This window comes from Aliiroseovarius sp. M344 (assembly GCF_025140835.1).
Lineage (GTDB): Bacteria > Pseudomonadota > Alphaproteobacteria > Rhodobacterales > Rhodobacteraceae > Aliiroseovarius.
Genome location: NZ_CP081153.1, coordinates 2,285,765 through 2,312,412, shown reverse-complemented (window position 1 = coordinate 2,312,412; position 26,648 = coordinate 2,285,765). Strand labels below are relative to the sequence as shown.

Below are 26,648 nucleotides of genomic sequence, written 5' to 3'. Positions count from 1 at the left end.
AAAAGCCATATGTGGTGTCAGAGTGGGGCAGGCGCGCCATATCCGGTGTAACCATCGGTTGAAGGTGCTGCCAACGATCTGATCAGTCGCGTGTGCCTGCAAATCGCGCCTGCCATTCTTCCCGCTGTTCGTCTGCGATCTTGCCAAACAAGTTGTCCGGCACAGTGAAAGCGTCGCCCGGCTTCAGTGTGCTCAGTGCCTCCGCCACATCCCCTGGCCAGTCCAGATCGGTGTTCATGGCTTCGCGCAGTGTTTCCGACGCATCAGGAATGAAGGGGGCGGACAGCACGGCATAGAGGCGAATAAGATTCAGGGCCAGCCGGATTTGCGCAGCCGCTTGGTCAGGATCAGTTTTGAAAGTCGTCCAAGGCGCAGTGGATTGCAGGTATTCATTGCCCGCGACCCAGATCGCGCGCAATTCCTGTGCGGCTTTGCGCACGTCCATCGCTTCCATATGACCTTCATAGGCTCGGGTTTTGGCCGTCAGATCCGCGATCAGCGCGGTTTCTGCCGCGCCATACTCGCCGCCTTCCGGCACAGCTTCCGAGAATTTCGAGCGGCAGAACTTGGTGACGCGGCTGACGAAGTTGCCCAGCACGTCAGCCAGATCCTTGTTCACTGAGACCTGAAAGTTCTCCCATGTGAATTCGCTGTCCGAGTTTTCGGGCGCGTGGCTTAGCAGCCACCAACGCCAGTAATCGGCTGGCAGGATCGACAAAGCTTGATCCATGAACACGCCGCGACCCTTTGAGGTCGAGAATTGCCCGCCATCGTAGTTCAGATAGTTGAAGGACTTGATGTAGTCGACCAGCTTCCATGGCTCTTCCGACCCCATGATGGTGGCCGGGAATGACAGCGTGTGGAAGGGCACGTTGTCCTTGCCCATGAACTGGACGTAACGCACGTCGTCGGCACCCTTATCCGTGCGCCACCAGCGCTGCCAGAAGTCGTCGCCTTCACCCAACTTGTCGGCAAGCTCAGCCGTGGCAGCGATATATTCAATGGGCGCATCGAACCAGACATAGAAGACCTTGCCTTCCATGCCGGGCCAATCTTCGTCACCCTTCTTGACCGGCACGCCCCAGTCCAGATCGCGCGTGATGCCGCGGTCTTGCAGCCCGTCGCCGTCATGCAGCCATTTTTTGGCAATCGAGGTGGTCAGCACCGGCCAATCGGTCTTGGTGTCGATCCACGCATCCAACTGGTCTTTCAGTTTCGACTGGCGCAGATACAGGTGTTTGGTTTCGCGCACCTCAAGGTCGGTTGATCCAGAGATGGCCGAGCGGGGGTTGATCAGGTCGGTCGGGTCCAACTGCTTGGTGCAGTTTTCACATTGGTCGCCGCGCGCACCGTCATAGCCACAGTTCGGGCATTCGCCTTCGATATAGCGATCCGGCAGGAAGCGACCGTCGGTATGGGAATAGACCTGTTTCTCGGACACTTCCTCGATCAATCCGTTCTCAGCCAGCTTGCCTGCAAAATGTTGGGTCAGCTTATGGTTCCGGTCGGATGACGAGCGCCCGAAATTGTCGAATGACAGGCGGAAGCCGTCGGCGATCTCGGCCTGAACCGCGTGCATCTCGGCGCAGAATTTGGCTACTGGTTTTCCGGCCTTCGCGGCGGCCAGTTCGGCGGGCGTGCCGTGTTCGTCGGTGGCACAGATGAACATGACCTCGCGGCCCCGACCACGGTTGTAACGCGCATACAGATCGGCGGGCAGTTGCGAGCCAACCAGATTGCCGAGGTGCTTGATCCCGTTGATATAGGGGATCGCCGAGGTGATAAGGACGCGGTTCATGTCAGCTCCGGTTCTGAGTTTTTGGCCGTATACGCCATGGCTACTGGCAATGCCAGTGCTTCGGGCCGAACGCGCGGGGGTGTCACGGGTGCCTAGTCACGATCGCGGAGCCGCCCAAACAGGCGTCCCATCGAAAATGATGTGCGCGGCGTATAGGTGTAGGGCGTGCGAACAGCCAGCGTTGGCCGCTGACGGGACCGTGCCAGACCGAATACGATCAGACCCAGATGGCCGACGGCGACAAAGGCGAACAGGGCCGGTGGGCCGAACTGTTCGATCAGGCCCGAGGCGACCAAGGGCGACGCGATGGCGCCGACCGCATAGAAGAACATCAACGCGGCCGACAGCTCGACCCGTTGTTCGCTGGTGGCAAAATCGTTGGCATGGGCAGCGGACACGGAGAAAATTGGAAATGTGGTGAAGCCGAACAGACCTGCGGTCACGAAAGCTGCGCTTTGGCCCATACCGGACGCCAAGACCGTCACGCCGCAGCTTAGGATGGCCGCGACAGACAGGCCAATAAGAACACCGCGGCGGTCATACCGATCCGCCAGCCAGCCAACCGGAAGCTGTGCCACCGCGCCGCCTAAAACGAAACTGGCCAGGAACCAGGCCAATTGTCCGGTGGCAAGGCCGACCTCTTGCCCGTAGATCGGGCCGACCATCCGAAAAGCGGCTGACGTGATGCCGGCAACGACGACGCCCGCAACCGCCAAGGGTGAGCAGGTCCAAGCCAGCATTGGGCGCAGGCGTGGGGTGTCTGGTGTTTCTGGTTGCGGCGTGCGTGTCAGGGCCAGAGGCAGGATGGCCGCGCAACACGCCAAGGCCAACACGTTGTAAGACGCGTAATGGGCTGGCTCAAGCACGCCGATCAGAAGCTGTGCGGCTAGTGACCCGCCCAAATCAACCAGCCGATATCCCCCCATTGCGCGGCCACGCGTTTCATTTGTGATACTGGCGTTAAGCCATGCTTCAATCACGGTATAAGCGCCAGCGACACTTAGCCCCGTCGCGATGCGCATGACGGCCCAGGGCACTGGTGCGACCCACAACATGTGCGCCAGCAGGCCAATCGCTCCCATCGCAGTGAAGCCTGCAAAGGCGCGCGCATGGCCCACGCTGCCCATAAGGCGCGGTGCCCACCAACACCCTACGAAAAAACCGACAAAATGGGCCGATCCCAGCATCCCAATCTCGGCTTTGGTAAAGCCAAGGCCCAGCCCGGACACGGCGTCCAACGGCCCGACCCCGCCCGAACTGAGTTGCAGCAGAACGACGGACAACAGTAGTGGAGCAAAAGAAATCAGGAAGCGCATCGGGACCTCAGCGGTTTTGACTAGCATCGGGGTTTTGCCAGACGAGGCTAGGCCCAAAGCGACGGTCTGATGCGCGGCTGTGTCGTAACTGCGACAAATCCGGAGTTGGGCTTGCGGGGCAAAAGGGGGGCTGATATGCCGTTTGAAAGCCTGATGGAATTCATCGGGTATCCCCCGCGCCCGTGGGAAAAGCAAAGGATCTGCCCCCCATCATGGATGGTGCAACACTGAACAAAGCCCGATTGGTGATCCGTGATATCCATCGCGAATTCGGCGGACGGCCGGTGGTGAGTGGCGTGTCACTGACCTTGCAGGCCGGGCAGGTCACCGGGTTGTTGGGGCCGTCCGGGTGCGGCAAGTCCACGACACTTCGCATCATTGCGGGTGTTGACCGCCAGAATTCGGGCGAGGTCTGGATCGACGGCCAGCAAGTGGCAGGACCAGATGTGTTCCTGCCGCCAGAGAAACGCAATATCGGTCTGATGTTTCAGGATTTCGCCCTTTTCCCGCATTTGTCTGTCGCAGACAATGTGGCGTTCGGCCTGAAAGGGTCGCGCACTCAAAAACGTTTGCGGGTACGCGAGTTGCTGGAGAAGGTCGGACTGGCCCGGTTCATTGACAGCTTCCCGCACGAGCTGTCAGGTGGTGAACAACAGCGCGTGGCTTTGGCCCGTGCCTTGGCGCCGCGCCCGTCGATCATGTTGATGGACGAACCTTTTTCGGGTCTTGATAACCGACTGCGCGACGAAATCAGGGACGAAACCTTGGGCATCCTGAAAGACGAAGGTGCCGCGGTACTTTTGGTTACTCATGAACCAGAAGAGGCCATGCGTATGGCCGACGAAATCGCCCTGATGCGCGACGGGCGGATCGTGCAATGTGGCGCGCCCTATAACCTTTATAATGCGCCGACAGACCTGAAGGCTGCGGCCTTTTTCTCGGACGTCAATGTGATCACCGGGAAAGTGCAAGGGGCGTTAACAAATACGGCCTTTGGTCAGTTTCTGGCGCCCGGCGTTCCCGATGGTGCTAAGGTGGACATCGTGATCCGTCCGCAGCATCTGAAGATTGACTTTGACCGGGGCGGCAAGGGGCCAAGCCCGACGCCGGATCACGGTGTTTGGGCGCGCGCTTTGGTTGATCGTGCGCGGTTCATCGGCAAGGAAAGCCTTGTTGATTTTTGCATGGAAGACGATGGGTCGATCCTGACGGCTTCGGTCCCGTCCGTTTTTTTACCAAAGCAGGGCACACCTTTGTGGATAGCGATTCGGCGCGACCGCTGTTTTGTCTTTCGACACGGTACCGCGCCCGGAGTGGACGCGCCGCACGACTGAGGGATCGGTGCGCGCAGGCGCAACCAGAATGGCAAAAAAGCCGACTGCGCGCCTTCCACACATCATTTTCGCGATAGTTTTTCGCTTTGGGGCTTTGAACTTGGCCCGCGAAGCAATAAATGTTTCAGGCGTTATACATGTGGATGGGCGTCATGCCCCTCCGATGAGGGAGAATAACATGCTCAACAATATCGGCCTTCCGGGCCTTCTGCTGATCGCGATCGTGGTGCTGGTGCTGTTTGGCCGCGGCAAAATCTCTTCGCTTATGGGCGAAGTTGGCAAAGGCATTACCGCGTTCAAAAAAGGCGTTGATGACGGCAAACAAGAGATCGAAGATCAGGCCGCAGATGTCGCAAAGGACGTCACCCCCGAGAAAGACAAGGAAAAGGCGTAAGCCGCGACCGTTAGGGGGCGCTGCCCATGTTTGATATCGGGTTTTCCGAGCTATTGGTGATCGGGGTTGTTGCCCTGATCGTGGTCGGTCCCAAGGATCTGCCGGGAATGTTCCGCACGTTGGGGCGGTTCACCGCGCGCGCGCGCCAGATGGGGCGCGAGTTCAGCCAAGCGATGAATGAAGCCGCTGACGAGTCAGGTGCCAAAGACATCGCCGACACGTTCAAATCTGCGACATCGTCCAAAGCGATGGGACTGGATGCGCTGAACAAGGCCGCTGACGGGTTTGAAAAATGGGACCCCTCCAAAGCATTGCGGGATCAAAAGGCTGCTGACGCCGCGACCAAGTCTGGTGCAAAAGCTGGCGATACCAAATCCGCACCCGAAAAAGCAGGCGACGAAGCGGCGCGGAAAATTCATGATGCGAGCGCTAAGGCCGCATCGGACCGCAAAGCCGCTGATGCTGCAAAGTCGGCCGAGATGCTGAAGGTCAAAAGCCCGCCGTCAAAACGCCCTACAGAACGGACAGTCGGCAAACCAGACGACGCAAAAACGCCCGCGAAAAAGCCAGTCGCCAAGAAACCGGCTGCTAAAAAGCCCGCACCCAAATCGCCCGCAGCCAAAAAACCGGCAGCCAAAAAACCAGCGGCCAAGACATCTGCTGGCAAACCGGTCGCCAAGGCGAAGACCAAACCCACGGACAAATCTGACGCATGAGCGACCCTGAAGAGATCGAAGACAGCTCGGCCCCGTTGATCGAGCATCTGACCGAGCTGCGCACGCGTCTGATCCACTCGGCGCTGGCCTTTGTTGTTGGCATGGTGATCTGTTTCACCGTGTGGAACCCGATCTTCAACTTCCTGACCGAGCCGCTGTGCACGACCATGGCGGAACGCGGACAAGACCAATGCGGGCTGATCCTGATCAAGCTGCAAGAAGGCTTCTTCGTTGCGATCTCGATCTCGTTGTTTGGTGGACTTGTGCTGTCGTTCCCGTACATCAGTTATCAGCTGTGGCGTTTCGTGGCCCCGGGGCTTTACAAGTCGGAAAAGAACGCCTTTCTGCCCTTCATGATCGCCTCGCCGGTGATGTTTTTCATCGGCGCTTCTTTTGCGTTCTATGTCGTTATGCCGCTGGCGTTTGACTTCTTTCTGGGCTTCCAGCAGGCCGGGAATGTTGGGGAAACCGATGTCGCGGCCTCGATCGATTTTCAGGGGTCCGTGCAGGAATACCTGCGCCTGACCATCAAGTTCATCGTGGCCTTTGGCCTGTGTTTCCAACTGCCTGTGCTTCTGACCCTGATGGGCAAAGCGGGGCTGGTCAGCGCACAGGGTCTGGCCGATGTCCGCAAATATGCGGTGGTGGGCATCCTTGTGCTCGCCGCTCTGGTCACGCCCCCTGACGTGATCACGCAGGTGATCTTGTTCGTCGTCGTCTATGGCCTTTACGAGATCTCGATCCAGTTGGTGAAGCGGGTCGAGAAAAAGCGCGAAGCGGATTTGCGCGAACAGGGGCTGTGGTTCGAAGATGACGAGGATGAGGCCGACGAGGATGAGTTGATGGCCGAATTTGACGCAGATGAAGACGATGATCCGGGCCAGGTGGAGAAGGGCGAATGAGCGACGCCGACGCCCTGACGCGCATTGCAGATGCGTTGGAGCGGATGTCGCCGGCACCGTTATCCGCGCCAGATTTCTCAACGGCTGATGCGTTCGTCTGGCACACCACGCCGGATCGTCTGGAGCCAGTTGCTAAGGTCAACCGGGTCGCAATCGAGCTTTTGATTGGGGTGAACCGGTCACGCGATACGCTGCTTGAGAACACGCTGCAATTTGCCCGTGGGCTGCCTGCGAACAATGCCCTTCTGTGGGGCGCGCGGGGGATGGGGAAATCATCGCTGGTGAAAGCGGTTCACGCCGAGGTGCTGAAGCAAGGCGAGGCATTGAAGATCGTCGAGGTGCAACGCGAAGACCTGCCGTCGATCAGCCGTCTTCTGGGGCTGCTGCGCAACGCTCCACACCAGTTTCTTCTGTTTTGCGACGATCTGAGTTTCAGCCATGACGACCAGCATTACAAAAGCCTGAAGGCTGTGCTGGATGGTGGGATCGAGGGGCGACCCGACAACGTGGTGTTCTATGCCACATCGAACCGCCGCCACCTGATGCCGCGCGATATGATTGAGAACGAACGGTCTTCGGCAATCAATCCGTCCGAGGCGGTGGAAGAGAAAGTGTCGCTGTCGGACCGTTTCGGACTTTGGCTTGGGTTCCACCCCTGTGATCAGGACGAATACCTTGCGATGATCCGAGGCTATTGTGATGCCTATGGCGTCGCGATTGACCCGGCCATCTTGCGCGCGGAAGCGATCGAGTGGCAGGCCACACGCGGCGCTCGGTCAGGGCGTGTCGCGTGGCAGTATTTCGTTGATCTGGCTGGACGCAGAGGCGTGGTATTGGCGTGACGGGAAGGGGCTTTGCCCCTCTGCGCTGCGCGCATTCACCCCAGGATGTTTGTTGCCAGAAGAAGCGGGCTGTTAGGCCAGTTCGTCAGGCCAGCTCGCCGTCCGCAGTGATCTGGGTTTTGCCGCGCAGATAGGGGTGCAGCGCTTGTGGTAGCAGCACTGATCCATCCTGTCGTTGACCATTTTCCAGCACCGCAATCAGGGCACGGCCCACGGCGAGGCCCGAGCCGTTCAGTGTGTGAACGAATTGCGGCTTGCCCCCATCGGCGGGTTTGTAGCGTGCGTTCATGCGGCGGGCCTGAAAATCACCGGCCAACGAGACCGAGCTGATCTCTCGGTACTGGTTCTGGCCGGGCAGCCACACTTCGATGTCGTGGGTGCGCTTCATGCCAAAGCCCAGATCGCCCGTGCAAAGCACAACGGTACGATAAGGAAGGCCCAAGCGCTCCAGAATATCTTCGGCGCAGCGGGTCATGCGCTGGTGTTCGGCCCGCGAATTTTCAGGGCGCGTGATCGACACCATTTCGACTTTCTCGAACTGGTGTTGGCGCAACATACCGGCGGTGTCGCGGCCTGCTGAGCCGGCTTCTGACCGGAAGCACTGGGTGTGGGCGACATAGCGACGTGGCAGGTAGCCGTCGTCGACGGTCGCCCCGTTCACGATATTGGTCAGTGTGACTTCGGCGGTTGGCACGAGCCACCAGCCATTGGTGGTTTGATAGCTATCATCGCCGAACTTAGGCAGCTGTCCGGTGCCGTACATCATCTCTTCCTTGACCAGCACTGGGGTCCAGGTTTCGGTCAGGCCGTTGTCTTCGGTATGCACATCAAGCATGAATTGCGCGAGCGCACGGTGCAGACGCGCGACGGCACCCGACAACACCATGAAGCGCGAACCGGACAGTTTCGCCGCAGTTTCAAAGTCCATGCCAGATTTGACCGCAGGCAGGTCATAGTGCTCCAGCGGCTTGAAATCGAATTCGGTAGGTGTGCCCCAGCGATTGATCTCGACATTGTCGGCTTCATCTTCGCCATCCGGAATGTCGTCGCCCGGAATGTTGGGCAATCCCATCAGCAGATCGCTCAGTTTGGTGTCGAGCGCCTTTGCCTCGTCGTTCAGCTTGCCGATCTCGGCTTTCTTGTCGCCCACCAGCGCGCGCAGACGTTCAAATTCCGCCTCATCGCCCGAGGCTTTAGCGGCACCCACAGACTTGGCGGCCTTGTTCGCGTCTGCCTGCGCGGTTTCCGCAGCAAGGATCGAGGCACGCCGGGCTTCGTCCAGCGCAAGGATTTCACCCGACAATGGCGACAGGCCCCGGCGGGCCATTCCGGCGTCGAAGGCTTCAGGGTTGTCGCGGATCATACGGATGTCATGCATGGCTTGCTTCCTCGTTTCTCATGCTCGGCATATGCCAGAAGCCGGGGCGGGGGGGAAGCCCCTAGCCTATAGCCGGATCACGTAATCTTTAACCGTGGTTTCCAGAACCTCCCACGTGCCGGAGAAGCCGGGGCGTAAGACCATACGATCACCGGCCTTCAAGTGCGTTTCCACACCTTGCGCATCCGTTAGCACCGAGTGGCCTTCGAGGATTGAGAAGTATTCCCATTCGTCATACTGCACGCGCCATTTGCCGGGGGTCGATTGCCAGATGCCAGCGTAAAGCCCGCCACGGTCTTCCAGGTTCCAAGTGGTAAACTCCGGGTCGCCGGAAATGAGCCTTTCGGCCGACGGGCGTTCAACCTCTGCTGAACCAATCTTGTCTACAACAATTGCCAATGTACTCATCAGGATGCTCTTTTCTGGTTATTGGGGTCACAGCGGGTGCGTTTTACGAAGATGATTGCACAGTGCTCGACAAGGCTCCAGTGAGAGATATGTAAAGCCGTCTGCTGTTTTTTCTGGTTATTTCGCCTGCTGGACAACCCCAAGACCCGCATATAGTGTGCGCCAACGTTTGGGGCCGAGGCCCGTCAAGAAAGGGATATCCACATGTTTGCCACTCCTGCTTTTGCACAAGCCGCGGGCGCGCCCACCGGTGGGCTATTGAATTCGATGCTGGTTCCGATGTTGCTGGTTTTCGCGATCATGTATTTCTTCATGATCCGTCCGCAGCAGAAGAAGATGAAAGAGCATCAGGCGATGCTTGGCGCGTTGCGCAAAGGTGATCAGGTCATCACGCAGGGCGGTCTGATTGGCAAAATCCTGAAGGTCAAGGACGACACTGAGGTTGAAGTTGAAATCGCAACAGGCGTCAAGGTGCGTGCTGTGCGGGCCACGATCGTCAAAGTGATTGGCAAGACTGAACCAGTCGATAGCTGACCAAGGGCGGGACTTCCCGCCAACCCATAACGATATCAAACGCTTATAAGGCAGGGGCTTATGCTTCAAATCGCGACCTGGAAACGTCTTGTGATCTGGGGGCTGGTGGCCCTTGGCTTGTATTTTGCGGCCCCTAACGGCTTTTACAGCCGGGTTGAGCTGCACAATGATGCGGTGGCATCGATCGAAGCAACGGGCGCGACGCCCGAGCTGGAGGCGAACCAGTCTGCTTGGCCGGATTGGGCGCCGAATTCTCTTGTGAACTTGGGCCTTGATCTGCGCGGTGGCGCACATCTGCTGGCCGAGGTTCAGGTCGCCGACGTATATGGCGCGCGTATGGATGCGCTGTGGCCAGAGGTGCGTGATGCACTTCGCGATGAACGCGCAACCATCGGGACAATCCGGCGGCAGGATGGCGCGACAGATGAGCTTCGCGTCAAAGTTTCGCAACCAGAAGGTTTGCCCCGCGCCATCGAACTGGTGCAGGAATTGGCTCAGCCCGTCGTCAGCCTGTCTGGAGTCGGATCCACGGATATCGAAGTCAAACCGGGCCGAGAAGGTGAGCTTGTCGTTACCCTGTCCGAGGCCGAGCGCATCGCAACGGATGACCGCACAATCCAGCAAACACTTGAAATCATTCGCCGTCGTGTGGATGAGGTTGGCACGCGCGAGCCAACAATCCAACGTCAGGGCGATGCGCGCATCCTTATTCAGGTGCCCGGTATCGGCAGTGCGTCCGAGTTGAAAGAGATCATCGGCAAGACCGCCAAGCTGACCTTCCACCCGGTGGTCGGTCGTACCACGGATGCCAGCACCCAGCCTGGTCCGCGCAACGTCCTGTTCCCGTCTCTGGACGAAGACGGAGTGTTGTATGAGTTGGAAAAAACTCCGGTCGTTACCGGGGAAGAGCTGAACGACGCGCAGCCGGCGTTTGACCAGAATGGATCGCCGGCGGTGAACTTCCGCTTCAATGTCTCGGGCGCGCGCAAATTCTGCGATTATACCGGCGCAAATGTTGGGGCCCCGTTTGCCATTGTGCTGGATTCCGAAGTCATCTCTGCGCCGCGCATCAATGAACAGATCTGCGGCGGGTCAGGGATCATCTCGGGCAACTTCACGATCGAAGAATCGACCAATCTTGCCGTGCTGCTCAGGGCAGGCGCGCTGCCTGCTGAACTGACCTATGTCGAAGAACGCACCATTGGGCCAGAGCTGGGTCAAGACAGCATCGATGCGGGTAAAGTTGCGTCGATGGTCGCCTTTTTGGGCGTGTTGATCTACATGTTCGCGTCCTACGGTTGGTTTGGCGTCATCGCAAACATCGCGCTGATCCTGAATGTCGGCATGATCTTTGGACTTCTGTCGATGATCGGGGCCACGCTGACTTTGCCGGGTATTGCCGGGATCGTGTTGACCATCGGGATGGCCGTGGATGCCAACGTTTTGGTGTTCGAGCGGATCAGGGAAGAGCTGAAATCCGGGCGCGGCCCGGCGCGGGCCATTGAACTTGGCTATGAAAAAGCCCTGTCCGCCATTCTGGACGCCAACATCACAACCTTCATTACCGCCGTTATCCTGTTCATCATGGGTTCTGGTCCGGTGCGCGGCTTCTCGATCACTCTGGCGCTGGGCATTCTGACTTCGGTGTTCACGGCCATTTATCTGACCCGCGTGATGCTGGTCATGTGGTTCGAGCGCAAGCGCCCGCGAACCCTTGAGATCAAAGGGTTTAGCATCGCGCCGCAGAACCGGGTATTCGATTTCTTCCGCAATTCGATTGCAACCTTGGGCGCATCCGGGCTGGCGATGGTTGCATCGGTTCTGCTGTTCCTGATCGTTGGCCTGAATTTCGGGATCGACTTCCGCGGCGGCACGACGATCCGCACGGAAAGCAGCCAAGCTGTTGACGTCGGGGTTTACCGCGATGCGCTGGCACCGCTGGGGCTTGGTGATATTTCGATTGCACAGGTATTCGACGTGAATTTCGCAGAAGACGAGCACGTGGCACAGATTCGCATCGAGGCACAGGATGGCCAAGAAGCGATCACGCCGGAAACCATCGAGGTGATTGAGCAAGCGTTGATGAGTGTCGATCCGGCGATCACCTTCCCAAGTGTGGAAAGCGTTGGCCCGAAAGTATCAGGCGAATTGGTGACCACGGCCGTTCTGGCTGTTGTCGCGGCCATTGCGGCGGTGCTGGTCTATATCTGGCTCAGATTCGAATGGCAGTTCTCGCTTGGGGCTGTGGCTGCCCTTGTACATGACGTGGTGCTAACGATCGGGGTCTTTGCCCTTATGGGCATCAAGTTCGATCTTGCGATTATCGCGGCCCTTCTGACCATCGTCGGCTATTCGCTGAACGATACCGTGGTCGTGTTTGACCGGGTGCGGGAAAACCTGCGCCGCTATAAGAAGATGGACCTGAGAGAGGTGTTGAACCTGTCGATCAACGAAACGCTGTCGCGCACGATGATGACCTCGTTGACCACGCTGTTGGCGCTGATCGCGCTGTATATCCTGGGTGGCGACGTGATCCGCGGCTTTGTCTTTGCGATGATCTGGGGTGTTGTTGTCGGGACCTATTCGTCGATCTTCGTAGCCTCGGCAATATTGCTGAAACTTGGCGTGAAGCGCGACTGGTCCAAACCCGACGCCAATGCGGGCAATCAATTCGCAGATATAGATGCCTGATCTGCTGGCGCAGGCCCTGGCATTGCCGGGGCTTGGCTGGCTGGTCATGATAGCCTTTACCGCGGGCTTGGTGCGCGGGTTCGTTGGGTTCGGCACGGCGTTGATTTTCCTGCCAGTCGCCGCGCAGATCATCGACCCGGTTTGGGCGGTCACGGTTCTGATCGTGATGGACCTTGCTGGCCCCGCCCCCGCGATCCCCCGCGCTTTGAAAGACGGCCATCCCAAGGATTTGATGCGACTGGTCGCGGGCACAGCCTTGGCGCTACCGCTTGGGCTGATCGCGCTGTTCAAGGTTGACCCGGCTGTGTTCAAGCTGGTGGTCTCGGTGGTCAGTCTGGCCATGCTTGCGGCACTGATGACGGGGTTCAGGTATCGTGGCTTCGTCACACCGCGCATTGTCTGGGCCACGGGCGGGGCGGCTGGGCTGCTTGGTGGTGCTGCAGGAATTCCCGGCCCGCCTGTCATTTTACTTTACATGGCGTCGTCCCACCCGGCCCGGGTGATCCGCGCCAATTCAACCGCTTACCTGTTTTTCTTCGACGTGATGATGTTGGTTGGGTTCCTGTTTGCCGGACGGTTGGCGGGCATGCCGTTGATCCTTGGGCTGCTTCTTATGTTGCCCAATCTGGTGGGTAATCTTTCTGGTGGCGCGATGTTTCACCCCAGATACGAATCCCTCTATCGTAATGTGGCCTATGTGATAATCGCGGCGTCCAGCCTGTCCGGGCTTTATGCCGCGTTATCGTGACTTAACCCGCAAGGATCCGATATGCAGTTTCACGAAGTCAAATACGACCGCGCCCAACCGGTGGACAGCTATGGCCCCGGCTTCTTTCGTGTCGCGGGCGAGGTGATACAGGGTGCGATCCTTGTGACAGAAGACACAGTGATCAGTTGGGAAGGTCCTGACGATCTTGCGCCGCTTTTGGCACTGGCGGGAAAGATCGACGTTTTGTTCTATGGCACCGGTGCTGATCCGGCGCACCCCCCGGCAGATTTGCGCAAAGCACTTGAGGATGTCGGGATCGGCATCGAGGCGATGGCCTCTGCGCCAGCCTGCCGCACCTATAATGTGCTGGTGTCCGAAGGTCGGCGCATTGCGCTGGCCGCCCTTCCGGTCTAAGCCTTCTGGCATGGAAATGAGGGTCGATAACCTGTCTGTTGCGCGCGGTGGCGTGCCGGTGCTGGAAGGTGTGAACTTCACGCTGTCCGCCGGACAGGTGTTGATCCTGCGGGGGCCAAACGGCTCGGGCAAAACCACGCTTCTGCGCACCTTGGCGGGTTTGCAGCCCCCGATCGCCGGGCAGGTATCCGCGAACCCTGAACAGATCACCTATGGAGCGCATGCGGATGGGCTCAAGGCCACGCTGACAGTGGAAGAAAACCTGCGCTTCTGGGCGTCTGTGCACGGCATTGGCAGTATCGATGCGGCCGTGACGGATTTTAATCTGGAGGGGCTGACCCACCGCCCGGCCGGGAACCTTTCCGCCGGGCAAAAACGCCGTTTGGGTCTTGCGCGGCTGTTGGTGACGGGACGGCCGATCTGGCTGCTGGACGAACCAACTGTGTCGCTGGACACGGCCTCGGTCGGTCTCTTCGCAGATGCGGTGCGCGCCCATATGGCGGGTGGGGGTGCGGCTCTGATTGCCACCCATATCGACTTGGGGCTGGAAGCTGACACGTTCGATATCGGGCCGTACCGTGCCGATCCAAACGGCACACGCGACGACGACAGTCGCGACGGCTATGCCGATTTTGACGAGGCCTTTACATGATCGCGCTTTTGGTCCGGGACATGCGGCTTGCGATGCGCGCGGGTGGGGGCTTTGGGCTGGGGTTGGCCTTTTTCCTGATTGTATCAACGCTTGTGCCCTTTGGTGTCGGCCCTGAAGCCGCGATCCTGTCGCGCATTGCCCCCGGCATTCTTTGGGTCGGCGCGCTCTTGGCATGCCTTTTGTCGCTGGACCGCATCTTTCAGCTGGATTTCGAAGACGGCTCATTGGACCTGCTGGCCACCGCCCCCATCCCGATGGAGGGCACGGTTGCGATCAAAGCGCTGGCCCATTGGCTGGTCACTGGATTGCCGCTGACGCTGGCGGCGCCGGCGTTTGGCGCGCTGATGAACCTGCAATCGCCGGGTCATTTCTGGATTTTTATCACGCTGTTGATTGGCACGCCTGCGCTGTCGATGATCGGCGCTTTCGGGGCAGCGTTAACCGTTGGCCTGAAGCGAGGCGGGCTTTTGTTATCCTTGCTGGTCCTGCCGCTCTACATCCCCACACTCATCTTCGGGGCCGAGGCGGCAACGCGCGGCACTGCGGGGCTGTCCGCGCTGACACCGCTTCTGATGATGGCGGGTATCACCGCTGGATCCATCGCCCTTTTACCCTTCGCGGCTGCGGCGGCCCTTCGAATTAACCTGAGATAGGTCAAGTCGCCGTGAAAACAGACTCACTATGCTTGCGCAAATCATAGCCACCGAATAGAGGAAGCAAATGTCACTTTGGGAATTCGCAAACCCGGTCAAGTTCATGGCGCTCAGCGGCAAGGTGTTGCCCTGGGTGATCGGCCTTGCCGTGTTGACGCTGATACCGGGCCTGATCTGGGGCTTCTTCTTCACGCCAGAGGCCACGAATTTCGGCAATTCGGTCAAGATCATCTATATTCACGTGCCCTCTGCGATGATGGCGATCAATATCTGGGTGATGATGCTGGTCACGTCGCTGATCTGGATCGTGCGCCGCCACCATGTCTCGGTGCGGGCGGCCAAGGCCGCCGCATTAATCGGCGTGACTATGACGGTCATCGCATTGATCACCGGCGCGATCTGGGGCGAACCGATGTGGGGCACCTATTGGGCGTGGGATCCGCGCCTGACCAGCTTCCTGATCCTGTTTCTGTTCTATCTGGGCTATATGGCGCTGTGGGCGGCGATCGAGAACCCGGACACCGCCGCAGACCTGACATCGGTCCTGTGCATCGTCGGGTCCGTCTTCGCGGTCCTTAGCCGTTACGCAGTGAATTTCTGGAATCAGGGCCTTCATCAAGGCGCGTCTCTGTCCTTGGATAAGGAAGAACATGTGTCCAATGTCTATTACCAACCGCTGCTTCTGTGCATCGCAGGTTTCATCCTGCTGTTTGTGGCGCTGGTCTTGATCCGGACCCGGACCGAATTGCGGCTTGTGCGCCTGCACCGTTTGGAAATCCGCGAAAGGATGACTGATGCTTGAGCTTGGAAAATATGCGGGCGCGATCCTGTCCTCGTGGGGGATCACTCTCGCTCTTTTGATCGCTCTGGTCCTTGTGACTTGGCGCCGTTCGGTCCAAGTGAAGAAGGCACTCCAAGCCGCTGAAAAAAGGGCGTCAGACAATGGCTGAAGACAAGAAAAAGGGTATCTCGTGGTTGATGATCCTGCCGCCGGTGTTGTTCATCGGGCTGGCTGTCATGTTTCTTTGGGGGATGAACCAAAGCGACCGAAATGCCCTGCCGTCGACCCGCGAAGGCGGCATTGTGCCCGCGCTGCAACTGACAGCATTCGAGGGGGCCGAAGGCTTCACCCAAGACGATCTGACCTCAGGTGGTGTAAAACTGGTGAACTTCTGGGCCAGCTGGTGCGCCCCGTGCCGCGCCGAGCATCCGCAACTGGAAACGCTTGCGCAAGAAGGCGTGGTGATCAACGGGGTCAACTACAAGGACGACCCAGCTAATGCGCGCCGGTTCCTTGAGCAACTAGGCAACCCGTTTGCCAAACTGATGGCGGATGCCGACGGGCGTACGGGCCTGGAATGGGGGCTGTATGGTGTGCCGGAAACCTTCATCATTGCAGCCGATGGCACGGTGGTGAAGCGCTTTGCCGGTCCGATCACCGAAAGCATTCTGGAAAGCGTGATTCGACCCGCGATGGAAGACGCCGCCAGTCGCTAACCGACAGCCTGAAGCAGCAGGATGAACACGCTGAACGCGGCGATTTCTAAAATCGGCAGAGGAAAATGGCGCAGGCGTCTGTACATGAAATAAACCTTGGCAAAATGGCAGTTCAAATTAGTTCTAGCGCGGCCAATGAAATAATTGACCTAACGTAACGATAACATTTTCCAGACGACTGATCCAGATCGTCAGCTGAAAAAACTGTGTAATGCTTTCTTTCTAGCCTGCGAGACCATGTTCCGGGTGTGCTGTCGATCACTCTGCCGCAGACCTATTTCAGATACAGCGCACATTATCGAGCTAAATTCCCGGCAATAAAAAACGCGCCCTCGAAAGGGCGCGTTTCGTTTCAGTCTGATCGGATCGGTTTACGACTTGGCAAGATTGCGCAGCACATAGTGCAGCACGCCACCGTTTTCGACGTATTCGATCTCGACCTCAGTATCGATGCGGCACTTCAGTTCGATCTCTTTCACCGAACCATCCGCGAAGGTGATTGTGCACGGCACGTTCGACAAGGGTTTCAGATCGCCCGCCAGACCTTTGATCGACACCGTTTCATCACCTGTCAAACCAAGGCTCTTGCGGGTGTCACCGCCAGTGAATTCGAACGGGATCACGCCCATACCGACCAGGTTTGAACGGTGAATGCGCTCAAAGCTTTCCGCAATCACGGCTTTGACGCCAAGCAAGTTGGTGCCTTTGGCCGCCCAATCACGCGAGGACCCGGCGCCGTATTGTTCGCCTCCAAAGACCACCAATGGGATGCCAGCTTCCTGATAGGCCATCGACGCGTCATAGATTGCCGTCTGTGCGCCATCGGGACCTTTGGTGTACCCACCTTCAACGCCATCCAGCATCTCGTTCTTGATGCGGATGTTGGCGAATGTGCCGCGCATCATGATCTCGTGGTTGCCGCGACGCGAGCCGTAGGAGTTGAACTCGCGTGGCTGTACTTGGCGCTCGGTCAGGTACTTGCCCGCAGGCGATGAGGCCGGGAAAGACCCAGCAGGCGAGATGTGGTCAGTGGTGATCATGTCGCCAAGAACAGCCAGCACCTTCGCGCCTTCGATGTCCGAAATCACGCCTGCGTCCTTGGACATGCCTTGGAAATAGGGCGGGTTCTGGATGTAGGTCGACGACGCCGGCCAATCATAGGTCTCGTCGCCTGTGGTCTCAACCGCTTGCCACTTCTCGTCGCCCTTAAAGACGTCAGCATATTTCGACTGGAACGCTTCGCGAGTAACGGTCTGCTCAACCAGCTCTGCCACTTCCTGTGTCGAGGGCCAGATGTCTTTCAGATAGACGTCATTGCCGTCTTTGTCTTGACCGATCACGTCGGTGGCCAGATCAATGTCCATCGTGCCAGCCAGCGCATAGGCAACAACCAAGGGCGGTGAAGCCAGATAGTTGGCGCGCACGTCAGGCGAGATGCGACCTTCGAAGTTCCGGTTGCCTGACAGGACTGCAGTTGCCACCAGATCGCCTTCGGCAATCGCTTCGGACAGCTCGGCCTGGATTGGACCAGAGTTACCGATACAGGTGGTGCAACCGTAACCGACGAGGTTGAAGCCAACCTTGTCCAGATCGTCCTGTAGGTTTGCGGCCTCGAGATAGGCGGACACAACTTGGCTTCCCGGCGCCAGCGAGGTTTTCACCCAAGGCTTGCGATCCATGCCAAGTGCTGCGGCTCTGCGCGCCACAAGACCGGCACCGATCATCACATATGGGTTCGAGGTGTTGGTGCACGATGTGATCGACGCGATAACGACCTTGCCCGATTCCATTGTGTAATCTTCGCCTTTGACGGCGACTTCTTTGCCCATCGGACGCTTGAAGGTGTCTTCCATCTCTTTGCGGAAGGCGTGTTTGGCATTGGTCAACGGCACATAATCCTGCGGGCGTTTCGGGCCCGAGATGGCGGGAACGATGGTGCCCATGTCCAACGACAGCGTGTCGGTGTAAACCGGGGCATAATCCGCGTCGCGCCAGAACCCGTTTTCCTTCGCGTAGGCTTCGACCAGCGCAATGCGGTCTTCGTCGCGGCCAGTTGTGCGCAGGTAGCGCAGTGTTTCACCGTCAATGGGGAAGAAGCCACAGGTCGCGCCATATTCTGGTGCCATGTTGGCGATTGTGGCCCGGTCTGCCAGCGGCAGCACATCCAGACCTTTGCCGTAGAATTCGACGAACTTGCCGACCACGCCTTTTGCGCGCAGCATTTCGACGACTTTCAGCACGAGGTCAGTGCCGGTGGTGCCTTCCATCATCTCGCCGGTCAGCTCGAAGCCAACGACTTCGGGGATCAGCATCGAGATCGGCTGACCCAGCATCGCGGCTTCGGCTTCGATACCGCCAACACCCCAACCAAGAACGGCCAGGCCGTTCACCATGGTGGTGTGGCTGTCAGTGCCGACCAGCGTGTCGGGGTAAGCCACTTGTTCGCCATTCTGGTCTGCATCCGTCCAGACGGTTTGCGCAAGATACTCAAGGTTCACCTGGTGACAGATGCCGGTTCCGGGGGGCACAACGCGGAAGTTGTTAAAGGCTGACTGACCCCATTTCAGGAAGGTGTAACGCTCAAGGTTGCGTTCGTATTCGCGGTCCACGTTCATCTGGAACGCCCGCGGGTTGCCGAACTCGTCAATCATGACCGAGTGATCGATGACCAGATCAACCGGGTTCAGCGGGTTGATCATCTGGGCGTCGCCACCCAATGCCTTGATGCCGTCACGCATGGCGGCAAGATCAACCACGGCCGGGACGCCGGTGAAATCCTGCATCAGAACGCGGGCGGGGCGGTACGCGATCTCGCGCGGGTTTTTCCCGCCCTTGTCGGCCCATTCTGAGAATGCTTTGATGTCGTCTACGCTGACGGTGCGGCCACCATCCTCAAAACGCAGCATGTTTTCCAAAACGACTTTCAGCGCGGCCGGGAGGCGCGAGAAATTGCCAAGGCCAGCGGCTTCAGCGGCGGGGATCGAGTAATATGCGATGGACGAGCCACCAGCCGTCAGCGACTTGCGCGTTTTGGCGGTGTCTGAACCTACGATAATGGTCATGGAATGGCTCCCTTATGGTCAGGATACAGGGTTGGGCTGGCTTGCATTTGCCCCAATAATGAGAGCCGACGCAAGAAGATTCCGAGGCTTTGTATACTATTGCACACCATAAATCGACCCCTATCCCTACTTATCGGCGAAAACTGTAACAAACCCCTCGCAAAACCTTGATTGGCGGCTCTGCGATCAGCGCGTTATCAAAGATTGACCCAAACGGAAATTAAGAACCGATGAGAGCAGTTTCAGCCTTAATCCTTGTATGCGCCATGTGGATCGGCGCCTTTCCCGCGACTGCAGAAGAGCGACCGGTGACGGTTGTCGAATTGTTCACGTCGCAGGGCTGTTCTTCTTGCCCGCCGGCAGATGCCCTGTTGGGTAAGCTCGTCGAATACGACGACATCCTGCCGCTCGCGTTGCATGTCGATTACTGGGATTACATCGGTTGGAAAGATACGTTTGCGCAGGCCGCCCACACCAAGCGTCAAAAGGCCTATGCCTACGGTTTTGGAACGCGCTCAATCTATACACCGCAAATGGTGATCGGTGGCGTTGACCAAGCTGTTGGCAGTCATGTTGTCGAGGTCATGGATGTGATCCATCGCCACCAAGGGAAATCGCCACGCGTGGTTCTGCAAACCACGACTGCCGCGTCAGGTGGCGTGCGGTTGCGCGTCGCGCGGATGACCCATCTGGCGCTGCCAAACAAGATTCTGGTGCAAATCGTGCGGTTTATGCCAAAGGCGCAGGTGGAAATCAGCCGGGGCGAGAATGCTGGGCTGTCGATCACGTCAACCAATGTGGTGACCGATATTCAAGGATTTGGTTCATGGGACGGAATGGAAACCGTCGAGTTTGACGTGCCCACTCCCATTGCCCCCGAAGGGCAGGCCGCCGCGATCGTATTGCAGGCTGCGTCGAAAGGTGGATATCCCGGAGAGATTCTGGCCGCGATCAAGCTGGACTGACCCCGGATTGGTGACAGAGATTGCGACCTAGTCTGTGTCCGGCAATTGCCAGCGATTGTGAATCCACAGGAACTGATCCATATTTTTTCGCACGCGTGCTTCTAACCGGTCGTTGAATTCCTGCATCATGGTTGCCGCGTCGCTATGCGCGATCGGCTCTTCCACCACCACGTCGAAATCAAGGCCGTTTTCTCGCCTGATCCCGAAGACAGGGATGAACAACGTGTCGTATTTCAGGGCCATTTCGGCCACCGCCAGCGTTGTCATGGCGGGCTGACCAAAGAAACTAAGTTTTGCCCCCTGATCTTCACGCTGGTCAAGAAGAATGGCCAGAAGCCCACCGTTGCGCAGGTGCTTAACCATTTCGGCCATGCCCCGACGGGACTGTTCGAACGCTTTGCCGTCGAACCCTTCCATCCGGGATTTGTAGCTTTCATTGAAATAGGCGTTGGACATCGGCCGATACAGCGCACCTGCGTCATATCCCGACCGAATTGTGACGGCGCGGGCAGCGTCGTAATTTCCGAAATGGCCTGAGATCGCAATCGTTGGTCGCCCGTCAGCCCTCGCCTTTTCCAATGCTGCTACACCGGGGCCAGTGAGTTTGGTTTTCGCCAAGCGTTTGTTAAAACCGTCACCCGACCACATCTCGGCCAAAAAGCGCCCGGCATTGGTTAACACAGCCCCAACCATCTGATCGACCTCTGCGGAAGGCATGTCCGGACATGCCAGCGCCAGATTGTTTCGAATGCGTTTGTCGTAGCCCGCAATCGGGCCGACCACATGTGCGGCCAACCATCCAACTGCGGGAAGGCGCCAATGATAGGGCAAAATGCGGGGCAGGTTCAGAACGGCAGACAGCGCCACATGCGTGAGATAGGGACCAATGCCCCGTTTTTCCTGCACCATCTTGCCTGTCTCCAATAGCGCGTGCCAGGGCACAACGCGCGTGGCGTTCTTAGGTGCTCAGACATAACCGCAGGGGCAGGCGCTCGCAAGCACTTGCAGACAGACGCTGAAGTGGGTCAATCCTCTTCCTCCACTTCGATCAGGGAAATCTCACCCAGTGCTTCAAGCTCGCGAATCTGGGCGACGATCGCGGCCATTGCGGCTTCGCCATCTTTTGCTTTGACTTTGCCGCGCTCGCTCATCTCTTCGCGGATCTGCTCGGCTAAGCGTTTGGACATGGCCCCAAGAATGAAATCCACCACCGGCTCCAGTGCTTCGGTTCCAGCGATCAGGGCTGTGACAAGCAGGGCTTGATCAATGTCTTTGGTGATTTTCGGAACATCTGTGGGTTCGATCCGTCCAGGGATATCGGCGAAGGTAAATATCGCTTTTCGTACAGCCGATGCGAACGCGGTGTCATCCTGGTCAAGCCCGTCCAAAACATCGTCGCGGGTGATGGCAGGCGAGGCGTTCAGAATTGCGCCAACCCGTTCAACTGGGCCATCATCGAAAGCCTTTGGTGGGCGGGTGCCAAGTTGATCGGCGAGCGAGCGCCCGATTTTCTCGACCACGTCGGGCGCAATCGACCCGGTCTGCGATACGGCATACGCAACTTTTCGAGCCCGCGGTCCTGGCAATCGCCCCAGTAGATCTGCCGCGACCGAGACTTTCAGTTTCGATAAAAGCACCGCAGATATTTCGACGCTTTCTTCCTCCAGCGTGGAAAGCAGAAGCTCCGGGTCCAGTTTGGCGATGGTTTCCCAAGGATCGCCACACAGGTTGACCCCAGCCAGCTTGCGCACGCGCGCTGCCGTTGCAGGACTGATCGCACCGTCAAGCACCGTTAAAGCGCCTTCGATTCCATTTGGAAATGCCAGACCGATGTCCTCGATTTCGGACACAAACTCATCCACGACCGCTTTCAGTGTGGCGCGATCAATATACCGCATGACAGAGATCTGATGGATCAGTTCGGTTTGCAGGGCTTCCGGCAGGTCCTGCAACGACAACACGGCGCCTTCCGCCAGCAGAAGCCGCACAATGATCGCGGCCTTCTGTTTACGTGACAACGGAATTGGGGATGAAGGTATCCGAACAGCGTCGGACACTCCCTTTGATGGCTCAAAACAATTGTGCGACATCCCGATGTCTGGCGACATGATGTCGGTTTTCGCGATATCCAGTGCGGTCAAGCGTGGCCTCTTTGATCTGGTTTTGCTCAGATTGGCACGCTTGCGTTAAGGCGGGCTTACCGCCGCCGCGTTTTTTAGCTTGAGACAGAGTCAACGCAGGCTTGCGTAGCGCTGTCCCAGACCTGACCTGCTTCACAGCTTGCTGCTGTGTGGTCACCACGCTCGCATCCCATTGCCGTCGAAAGTGTCGGCAACAGCGAAAGCGCAAGCGCGCAGAAGAGAGTCTTGAAGTTCATTGGATCCTCCTTTCGGAAGCCGCATCATAGCATGAAAAGAGCCCGATCCAAAATTAGCCGGAAAATTCCCAATACTCCTTTTTGAAGAACTCGTTGAGGTCAATAAGCCAACTTGTGGGCGGCAGGTTCAAGATGGCTGTGATGACCAAAAGCAGAATCAGCCCCAGAACAATTACCCCTTCGCGACGATGGCCTTCGGGATGCATTGATGTGCCCATCACGAAGCCGCGCAGAATGGGCCAATGAAGGACCGTATGCCACAGGCCGAAGATCAAGAACGCGACGGATGTGCCAAGGTGCAGAGCCTCCCACCCTTCACGGCTCAAACCAAGAAGGTGCCAGTCGATCCTTTGTGCCGTCTGCCCCTTAGGCGCCAGAAAAAGCAGTGCGCCACTGACGACCATGACGACAAATGAAAGGCCAACGCCGTAGACAGCGCTGGCCCGATTCCTTGCGGTGCTGCTCATGTTGTTCTCCTTTGCAGTCAGGCTTAATTAGGAGCCAGACCGCAAAGAACGCCATGATGTGGATCAGTCCTCGCCGAATACTCGTTTGAAAATCGTATCGACATGTTTGGTGTGGTAACCGAGGTCGAATTTTTCTTCGATCCCGTCGACGCCGAGCGCTTTGACCACGTCACCATCTGCCAGCAGCTCTTCTTTGAAGTCGCAGCCGGTTTCCCAGACTTTCAGCGCGTTGCGTTGCACCATGCGGTATGCGTCTTCTCGGCTTACGCCAGCTTGCGTCAGGGCCAGTAGCACGCGCTGCGACATGACCAGACCGGGGAACTTGTTCATATTGGCGATCATGTTTTCGGGATAGACCAACAGTTTATCGATGACCGAGGTCAGGCGGGCCAGTGCAAAATCAAGCGTAATGGTGGCGTCCGGGCCGATGTTGCGTTCGACCGAGCTGTGCGAGATATCGCGTTCATGCCAAAGCGCCACGTTTTCCATCGCGGGCACAACGGTCATGCGCACAAGCCGGGCCAGGCCGGTCAGGTTTTCGGTCAGAACCGGGTTTTTCTTGTGCGGCATGGCGGAGGAACCTTTCTGACCCATCGAGAAAAACTCGGCCGCTTCCAGAACCTCGGTCCGTTGCATGTGGCGGATTTCGGTGGCGACGTTCTCGATCGAACTGGCCACCACACCAAGGGCTGCAAAGAAGGCCGCGTGGCGGTCGCGTGGGATAACCTGGGTCGAAATCGGCTCGGGCTCTAACCCCAGTTGCGCGCAGACATGTTCTTCCACGGCCGGGTCAATATTGGCGAAGGTGCCGACCGCACCGGAAATCGCGCCAGTGGCAACCTCGTGGCGCGCCTTCTTCAGACGGTTCAGGTTGCGGTCCATTTCCGCATAGAACCGGGCGAAGGTCAGACCCATTGTTGTGGGCTCCGCGTGAATGCCGTGGCTGCGCCCGATGCGGATCGTGTCTTTGTGCTCCAGCGCGCGGCGCTTCAAGGCGGCGAGCAATCCCTGCATGTCTTCGATCAGGATATCTGACGCGCGAACGAGTTGCACGTTGAAGCAGGTGTCCAGAACGTCGGACGAGGTCATGCCCTGATGGACAAACCGCGCCTCTTCGCTGCCCACATGTTCGGCGAGGTGGGTGAGAAAGGCGATGACATCATGTTTGGTCTCGGCCTCGATCTCGTCGATGCGGGCCACGTCGAATTCGACATCTTTGGCTTTCCAGACGGCCTCAGCATTCTCGCGCGGGATCACACCCAGATCAGCCATGGCGTCGCAGGCGTGCGCCTCGATCTCGTACCAGATTTTGAATTTTGTTTCGGGGGACCAGATGGCAACCATTTCGGGGCGGGAATAGCGGGGGATCATGCGCGCGGACCTTTTTTCAAATGATGAGCAGTCGCGCAGGTCATAGCCCGCTGCGGCGCGGCAAACAAGTCTGTGGGCGTGTCTGTTGAGAAGACGGGCGGGTAGGGGCTTTGCCCCTCTGCGCTTCGCGCATTCACCCCAGGATATTTGGGGCCAGAAGAAGCTGGGGTGTCAGGCGTACAGGTGGACGCCTTTTTCGGGGTGTGTCCGATAATGATCAAGGCGGCTGCTCGGGTCACCTTGATGCAGTTCGAGCCGGTACCCATCGGGATCGAGAAAGTAGAGCGACAGGCCTTCTGATTGGTTGGCCTGCCAAAGATCGGCGTTCGCACGGATCGTCTGGCTGAGAGCTGCGAATTCGCTATCTGGGCAAGACAGGGCAAGGTGGGTGTAATCGGTCCTTGGCGCAATGGGCGCGTCGGACTGCGTCAGACAAAGCCACAAGCTTCCCAGTTCCAGATAGGCACCGCGATCCCAATCGGCTCGCAAACGCCCACCTAAAACCTTGGTGTAGAAGGAAACCGATCTTGGAAGATTGGCGACCGCAAGCGTGATGTGGTTGACGCCGGTGACCGCCATCAGAAGCCGCTGTCTGACCCTTGTTGCCACTTCTGGACGAGGTTGCCGAAGCGGGTGAATTGCGCTTCGAACGACAGGTCGACAGTGCCGATCGGACCGTGACGTTGCTTGCCAATGATGACCTCGGCCTTGCCGTGTAAGTTCGACATTTCGTCTTGCCATGCGGCCATACGGTCCAGCTCGTGATCGCCGGGCTTTTCACGTTCCTTGTAATACTCTTCGCGGAACACGAACATCACGACGTCAGCGTCTTGCTCGATCGAGCCTGATTCACGCAGGTCCGACAGTTGCGGGCGCTTGTCGTCGCGGTTTTCCACCTGACGGCTGAGCTGAGACAGCGCAATGACAGGGATGTTCAGTTCCTTGGCGATGGCTTTCATGCCCATCGAGATCTCGGCGATCTCGTTCACTCGGTTCTCGGCGGTACCGCGACAGAGCTGCAGATAATCGATGATCAAAAGGTCAAGACCATGGGTCCGTTTCAGACGGCGCGCGCGGGCCGCCAGCTGGCTGATTGGTAAAGCGGGCGTGTCGTCGATGAACAGCGGGCAGCTTTCCAAGTCCTTCGCTGCATTAACAAAACGGCGAAACTCGCCTTCGTCCATGTCGCCCTGACGAATTTTGTGGGACGAGATTTCGGACGCTTCGGCAAGGATACGACCGGCCAGTTGTTCTGCGGACATTTCGAGCGAGAAGAAGCCAACCACGCCGCCGTCAATCGCGCCTTCGCTGCCGTCAGGGCGGGTGCCCTTCTTATAAGCCTTCGCCACGTTGAAGGCGATGTTAGTGGCCAGCGAGGTTTTTCCCATCGACGGCCGACCTGCAAGGATCAGTAGGTCGGACGGGTGAAGCCCGCCAAGTTTGGTGTCCAAATCAGACAGCCCGGTCGACACGCCTGCCAGCCCGCCTTCACGCTGATAGGCGGCATTAGCGACTTGAACGGCGTCTGTCACTGCTTTCAGAAAGCTCTGAAAACCACTGTCGGTTTGGCCCGCTTCCCCGAGTTTATAAAGCGCTTGTTCCGCCTCTACGATTTGTTCTTTTGGCTCGGAGGAAATGTCGACTTTCTGCGCCTTGGAGGAAATGTCCTGACCAAGCTGAATCAACTCGCGACGGATCGCGAGGTCATAGATCATTTGCGCATAGTCGCGCGCCGCGAAACTGGAAATTGCAGCGCCGGCCAGGCGCGCAAGATAGGAGGGACCACCGAGCTCTTTCAGACCTTCGTCGTCTTCCAGAAAGGCTTTCAGGGTCACGGGACTGGCCAGAGCATTCTTGGAGATCCGGCTGGCGGCAATTTCCCAAATACGCGCGTGCACGGGTTCATAGAAATGTCCCGCGTTGATGATCGAGGCGACACGGTCAAAGACATCATTGTTGGTCAGGATCGCGCCCAGAAGCTGTTGTTCTGCTTCGATGTGGTGGGGCAGGGCGTCCTGCACCCCGTCCTCATCCGCCGGTTTGCCCGACGCGCCGCCCTGCTGGAAGCCGCTAATCTCGTTCATCTGCTCAATGCCCCTTTTGTGGGGTTGGTTCTACGCGTCTGCGCGTGACAGCGCAAAATGTATGTTCCTGTGGGAATCCTGTGG

General features: G+C 58.1%; 27 protein-coding genes. 15 read left to right on the top strand and 12 right to left on the bottom strand.

Translation table 11 applies throughout. The features are described 5' to 3' along the window. Positions 1-82: 82 nt before the first annotated feature. Both metG and K3556_RS11260 read right to left on the bottom strand, forming a co-directional pair. The gene (metG, locus tag K3556_RS11265) at positions 83-1,798 is read right to left on the bottom strand and encodes a methionine--tRNA ligase (protein WP_260516879.1); all 1,716 of its coding nucleotides are present in this window, start codon (positions 1,796-1,798) and stop codon (positions 83-85) included. A 92-nt stretch (positions 1,799-1,890) separates the two neighbouring features. Continuing rightward, positions 1,891-3,114, bottom strand: coding sequence for an MFS transporter (locus K3556_RS11260; protein WP_260519241.1), 1,224 nt, complete (start codon positions 3,112-3,114; stop codon positions 1,891-1,893). A 212-nt stretch (positions 3,115-3,326) separates the two neighbouring features. Between K3556_RS11260 and K3556_RS11255 the strand changes: the two genes are divergently transcribed. From K3556_RS11255 to K3556_RS11235, 5 genes are all read left to right on the top strand, one after another. Beyond that, positions 3,327-4,448: an ABC transporter ATP-binding protein gene (locus tag K3556_RS11255; RefSeq protein ID WP_260516878.1), complete on the top strand. Its 1,122-nt coding sequence runs from the start codon at positions 3,327-3,329 to the stop codon at positions 4,446-4,448. A gap of 178 nt (positions 4,449-4,626) precedes the next feature. Then, positions 4,627-4,842, top strand: a complete 216-nt coding sequence (locus K3556_RS11250; protein WP_260516877.1) for a twin-arginine translocase TatA/TatE family subunit — start codon at positions 4,627-4,629, stop codon at positions 4,840-4,842. 26 nt (positions 4,843-4,868) lie between these two features. Then, complete coding sequence (gene tatB, locus K3556_RS11245) at positions 4,869-5,558, top strand: Sec-independent protein translocase protein TatB (protein ID WP_260516876.1); 690 nt, start codon at positions 4,869-4,871, stop codon at positions 5,556-5,558. Then, entirely contained in the window at positions 5,555-6,460 is a 906-nt protein-coding gene (tatC, locus tag K3556_RS11240) for a twin-arginine translocase subunit TatC (RefSeq protein WP_260516875.1), read from the top strand. Before tatB ends, tatC begins: the two co-directional genes overlap by 4 nt. Beyond that, the gene (locus K3556_RS11235; protein WP_260516874.1) at positions 6,457-7,302 is read left to right on the top strand and encodes an ATP-binding protein; all 846 of its coding nucleotides are present in this window, start codon (positions 6,457-6,459) and stop codon (positions 7,300-7,302) included. Before tatC ends, K3556_RS11235 begins: the two co-directional genes overlap by 4 nt. 85 nt (positions 7,303-7,387) lie before the next feature. Here the strand turns inward: K3556_RS11235 and serS are convergent, their stop codons facing one another. Together serS and K3556_RS11225 are read right to left on the bottom strand one after the other, a co-directional pair. Further along, positions 7,388-8,680 carry a serine--tRNA ligase gene (gene serS / locus K3556_RS11230; RefSeq protein WP_260516873.1) on the bottom strand — a complete coding sequence of 431 codons (1,293 nt, stop codon included), beginning with the start codon at positions 8,678-8,680 and terminating at the stop codon, positions 7,388-7,390. Positions 8,681-8,746: 66 nt separating this feature from the next. Further along, a complete protein-coding gene (locus K3556_RS11225; protein ID WP_260516872.1) occupies positions 8,747-9,088 on the bottom strand; it encodes a cupin domain-containing protein in 342 nt (113 codons plus the stop codon). Positions 9,089-9,292: 204 nt separating this feature from the next. Here K3556_RS11225 and yajC point away from each other — a divergent pair, with 204 nt between their 5' ends. The 9 genes from yajC (at position 9,293) to K3556_RS11180 (ending at position 16,238) form a co-directional block, all read left to right on the top strand. Then, positions 9,293-9,622: a preprotein translocase subunit YajC gene (gene yajC / locus K3556_RS11220; RefSeq protein WP_260516871.1), complete on the top strand. Its 330-nt coding sequence runs from the start codon at positions 9,293-9,295 to the stop codon at positions 9,620-9,622. A 60-nt stretch (positions 9,623-9,682) separates the two neighbouring features. Beyond that, positions 9,683-12,313, top strand: coding sequence for a protein translocase subunit SecD (gene secD, locus K3556_RS11215; RefSeq protein WP_260516870.1), 2,631 nt, complete (start codon positions 9,683-9,685; stop codon positions 12,311-12,313). Beyond that, complete coding sequence (locus K3556_RS11210) at positions 12,306-13,061, top strand: sulfite exporter TauE/SafE family protein (protein ID WP_260516869.1); 756 nt, start codon at positions 12,306-12,308, stop codon at positions 13,059-13,061. The genes secD and K3556_RS11210 overlap by 8 nt, the downstream gene beginning before the upstream one ends. Positions 13,062-13,082: 21 nt before the next feature. Continuing rightward, complete coding sequence (locus K3556_RS11205; protein ID WP_260516868.1) at positions 13,083-13,436, top strand: Mth938-like domain-containing protein; 354 nt, start codon at positions 13,083-13,085, stop codon at positions 13,434-13,436. Between the two features lie 10 nt (positions 13,437-13,446). Continuing rightward, positions 13,447-14,088 carry a heme ABC exporter ATP-binding protein CcmA gene (ccmA, locus tag K3556_RS11200; RefSeq protein ID WP_260516867.1) on the top strand — a complete coding sequence of 214 codons (642 nt, stop codon included), beginning with the start codon at positions 13,447-13,449 and terminating at the stop codon, positions 14,086-14,088. After that, the gene (ccmB, locus tag K3556_RS11195) at positions 14,085-14,741 is read left to right on the top strand and encodes a heme exporter protein CcmB (RefSeq protein ID WP_260516866.1); all 657 of its coding nucleotides are present in this window, start codon (positions 14,085-14,087) and stop codon (positions 14,739-14,741) included. Before ccmA ends, ccmB begins: the two co-directional genes overlap by 4 nt. A 67-nt stretch (positions 14,742-14,808) precedes the next feature. After that, positions 14,809-15,543 (top strand): heme ABC transporter permease, encoded by a 735-nt coding sequence (locus K3556_RS11190; protein ID WP_260516865.1) that lies wholly within the window; start codon positions 14,809-14,811, stop codon positions 15,541-15,543. Then, entirely contained in the window at positions 15,536-15,691 is a 156-nt protein-coding gene (gene ccmD, locus K3556_RS11185; protein WP_260516864.1) for a heme exporter protein CcmD, read from the top strand. The genes K3556_RS11190 and ccmD overlap by 8 nt, the downstream gene beginning before the upstream one ends. Beyond that, complete coding sequence (locus tag K3556_RS11180; protein WP_260516863.1) at positions 15,684-16,238, top strand: DsbE family thiol:disulfide interchange protein; 555 nt, start codon at positions 15,684-15,686, stop codon at positions 16,236-16,238. Before ccmD ends, K3556_RS11180 begins: the two co-directional genes overlap by 8 nt. Before the next feature lie 371 nt (positions 16,239-16,609). Here K3556_RS11180 and acnA read toward each other — a convergent pair whose 3' ends face one another. Further along, complete coding sequence (acnA, locus tag K3556_RS11175) at positions 16,610-19,300, bottom strand: aconitate hydratase AcnA (RefSeq protein ID WP_260516862.1); 2,691 nt, start codon at positions 19,298-19,300, stop codon at positions 16,610-16,612. A 230-nt stretch (positions 19,301-19,530) separates the two neighbouring features. Between acnA and K3556_RS11170 the strand changes: the two genes are divergently transcribed. Continuing rightward, positions 19,531-20,265 (top strand): DUF1223 domain-containing protein, encoded by a 735-nt coding sequence (locus K3556_RS11170; protein WP_260516861.1) that lies wholly within the window; start codon positions 19,531-19,533, stop codon positions 20,263-20,265. Between the two features lie 27 nt (positions 20,266-20,292). Here K3556_RS11170 and K3556_RS11165 read toward each other — a convergent pair whose 3' ends face one another. From K3556_RS11165 to K3556_RS11135, 7 genes are all read right to left on the bottom strand, one after another. Then, the gene (locus tag K3556_RS11165; RefSeq protein WP_260516860.1) at positions 20,293-21,174 is read right to left on the bottom strand and encodes a lysophospholipid acyltransferase family protein; all 882 of its coding nucleotides are present in this window, start codon (positions 21,172-21,174) and stop codon (positions 20,293-20,295) included. A 116-nt stretch (positions 21,175-21,290) separates the two neighbouring features. Continuing rightward, positions 21,291-22,406 (bottom strand): flagellar motor switch protein FliG, encoded by a 1,116-nt coding sequence (locus K3556_RS11160; RefSeq protein ID WP_260516859.1) that lies wholly within the window; start codon positions 22,404-22,406, stop codon positions 21,291-21,293. 74 nt (positions 22,407-22,480) lie between these two features. Beyond that, a complete protein-coding gene (locus K3556_RS11155; RefSeq protein ID WP_260516858.1) occupies positions 22,481-22,642 on the bottom strand; it encodes a chitin-binding domain-containing protein in 162 nt (53 codons plus the stop codon). Between the two features lie 53 nt (positions 22,643-22,695). Further along, the gene (locus K3556_RS11150) at positions 22,696-23,109 is read right to left on the bottom strand and encodes a DUF4405 domain-containing protein (RefSeq protein WP_260516857.1); all 414 of its coding nucleotides are present in this window, start codon (positions 23,107-23,109) and stop codon (positions 22,696-22,698) included. A gap of 63 nt (positions 23,110-23,172) precedes the next feature. Beyond that, on the bottom strand, positions 23,173-24,480 hold the full coding sequence (gene purB, locus K3556_RS11145) for an adenylosuccinate lyase (RefSeq protein WP_260516856.1): 1,308 nt from the start codon (positions 24,478-24,480) through the stop codon (positions 23,173-23,175). Between the two features lie 171 nt (positions 24,481-24,651). Continuing rightward, positions 24,652-25,059, bottom strand: a complete 408-nt coding sequence (locus K3556_RS11140; protein ID WP_260516855.1) for a VOC family protein — start codon at positions 25,057-25,059, stop codon at positions 24,652-24,654. Next, on the bottom strand, positions 25,059-26,564 hold the full coding sequence (locus tag K3556_RS11135) for a replicative DNA helicase (RefSeq protein ID WP_260516854.1): 1,506 nt from the start codon (positions 26,562-26,564) through the stop codon (positions 25,059-25,061). Before K3556_RS11135 ends, K3556_RS11140 begins: the two co-directional genes overlap by 1 nt. Positions 26,565-26,648: the final 84 nt, after the last annotated feature.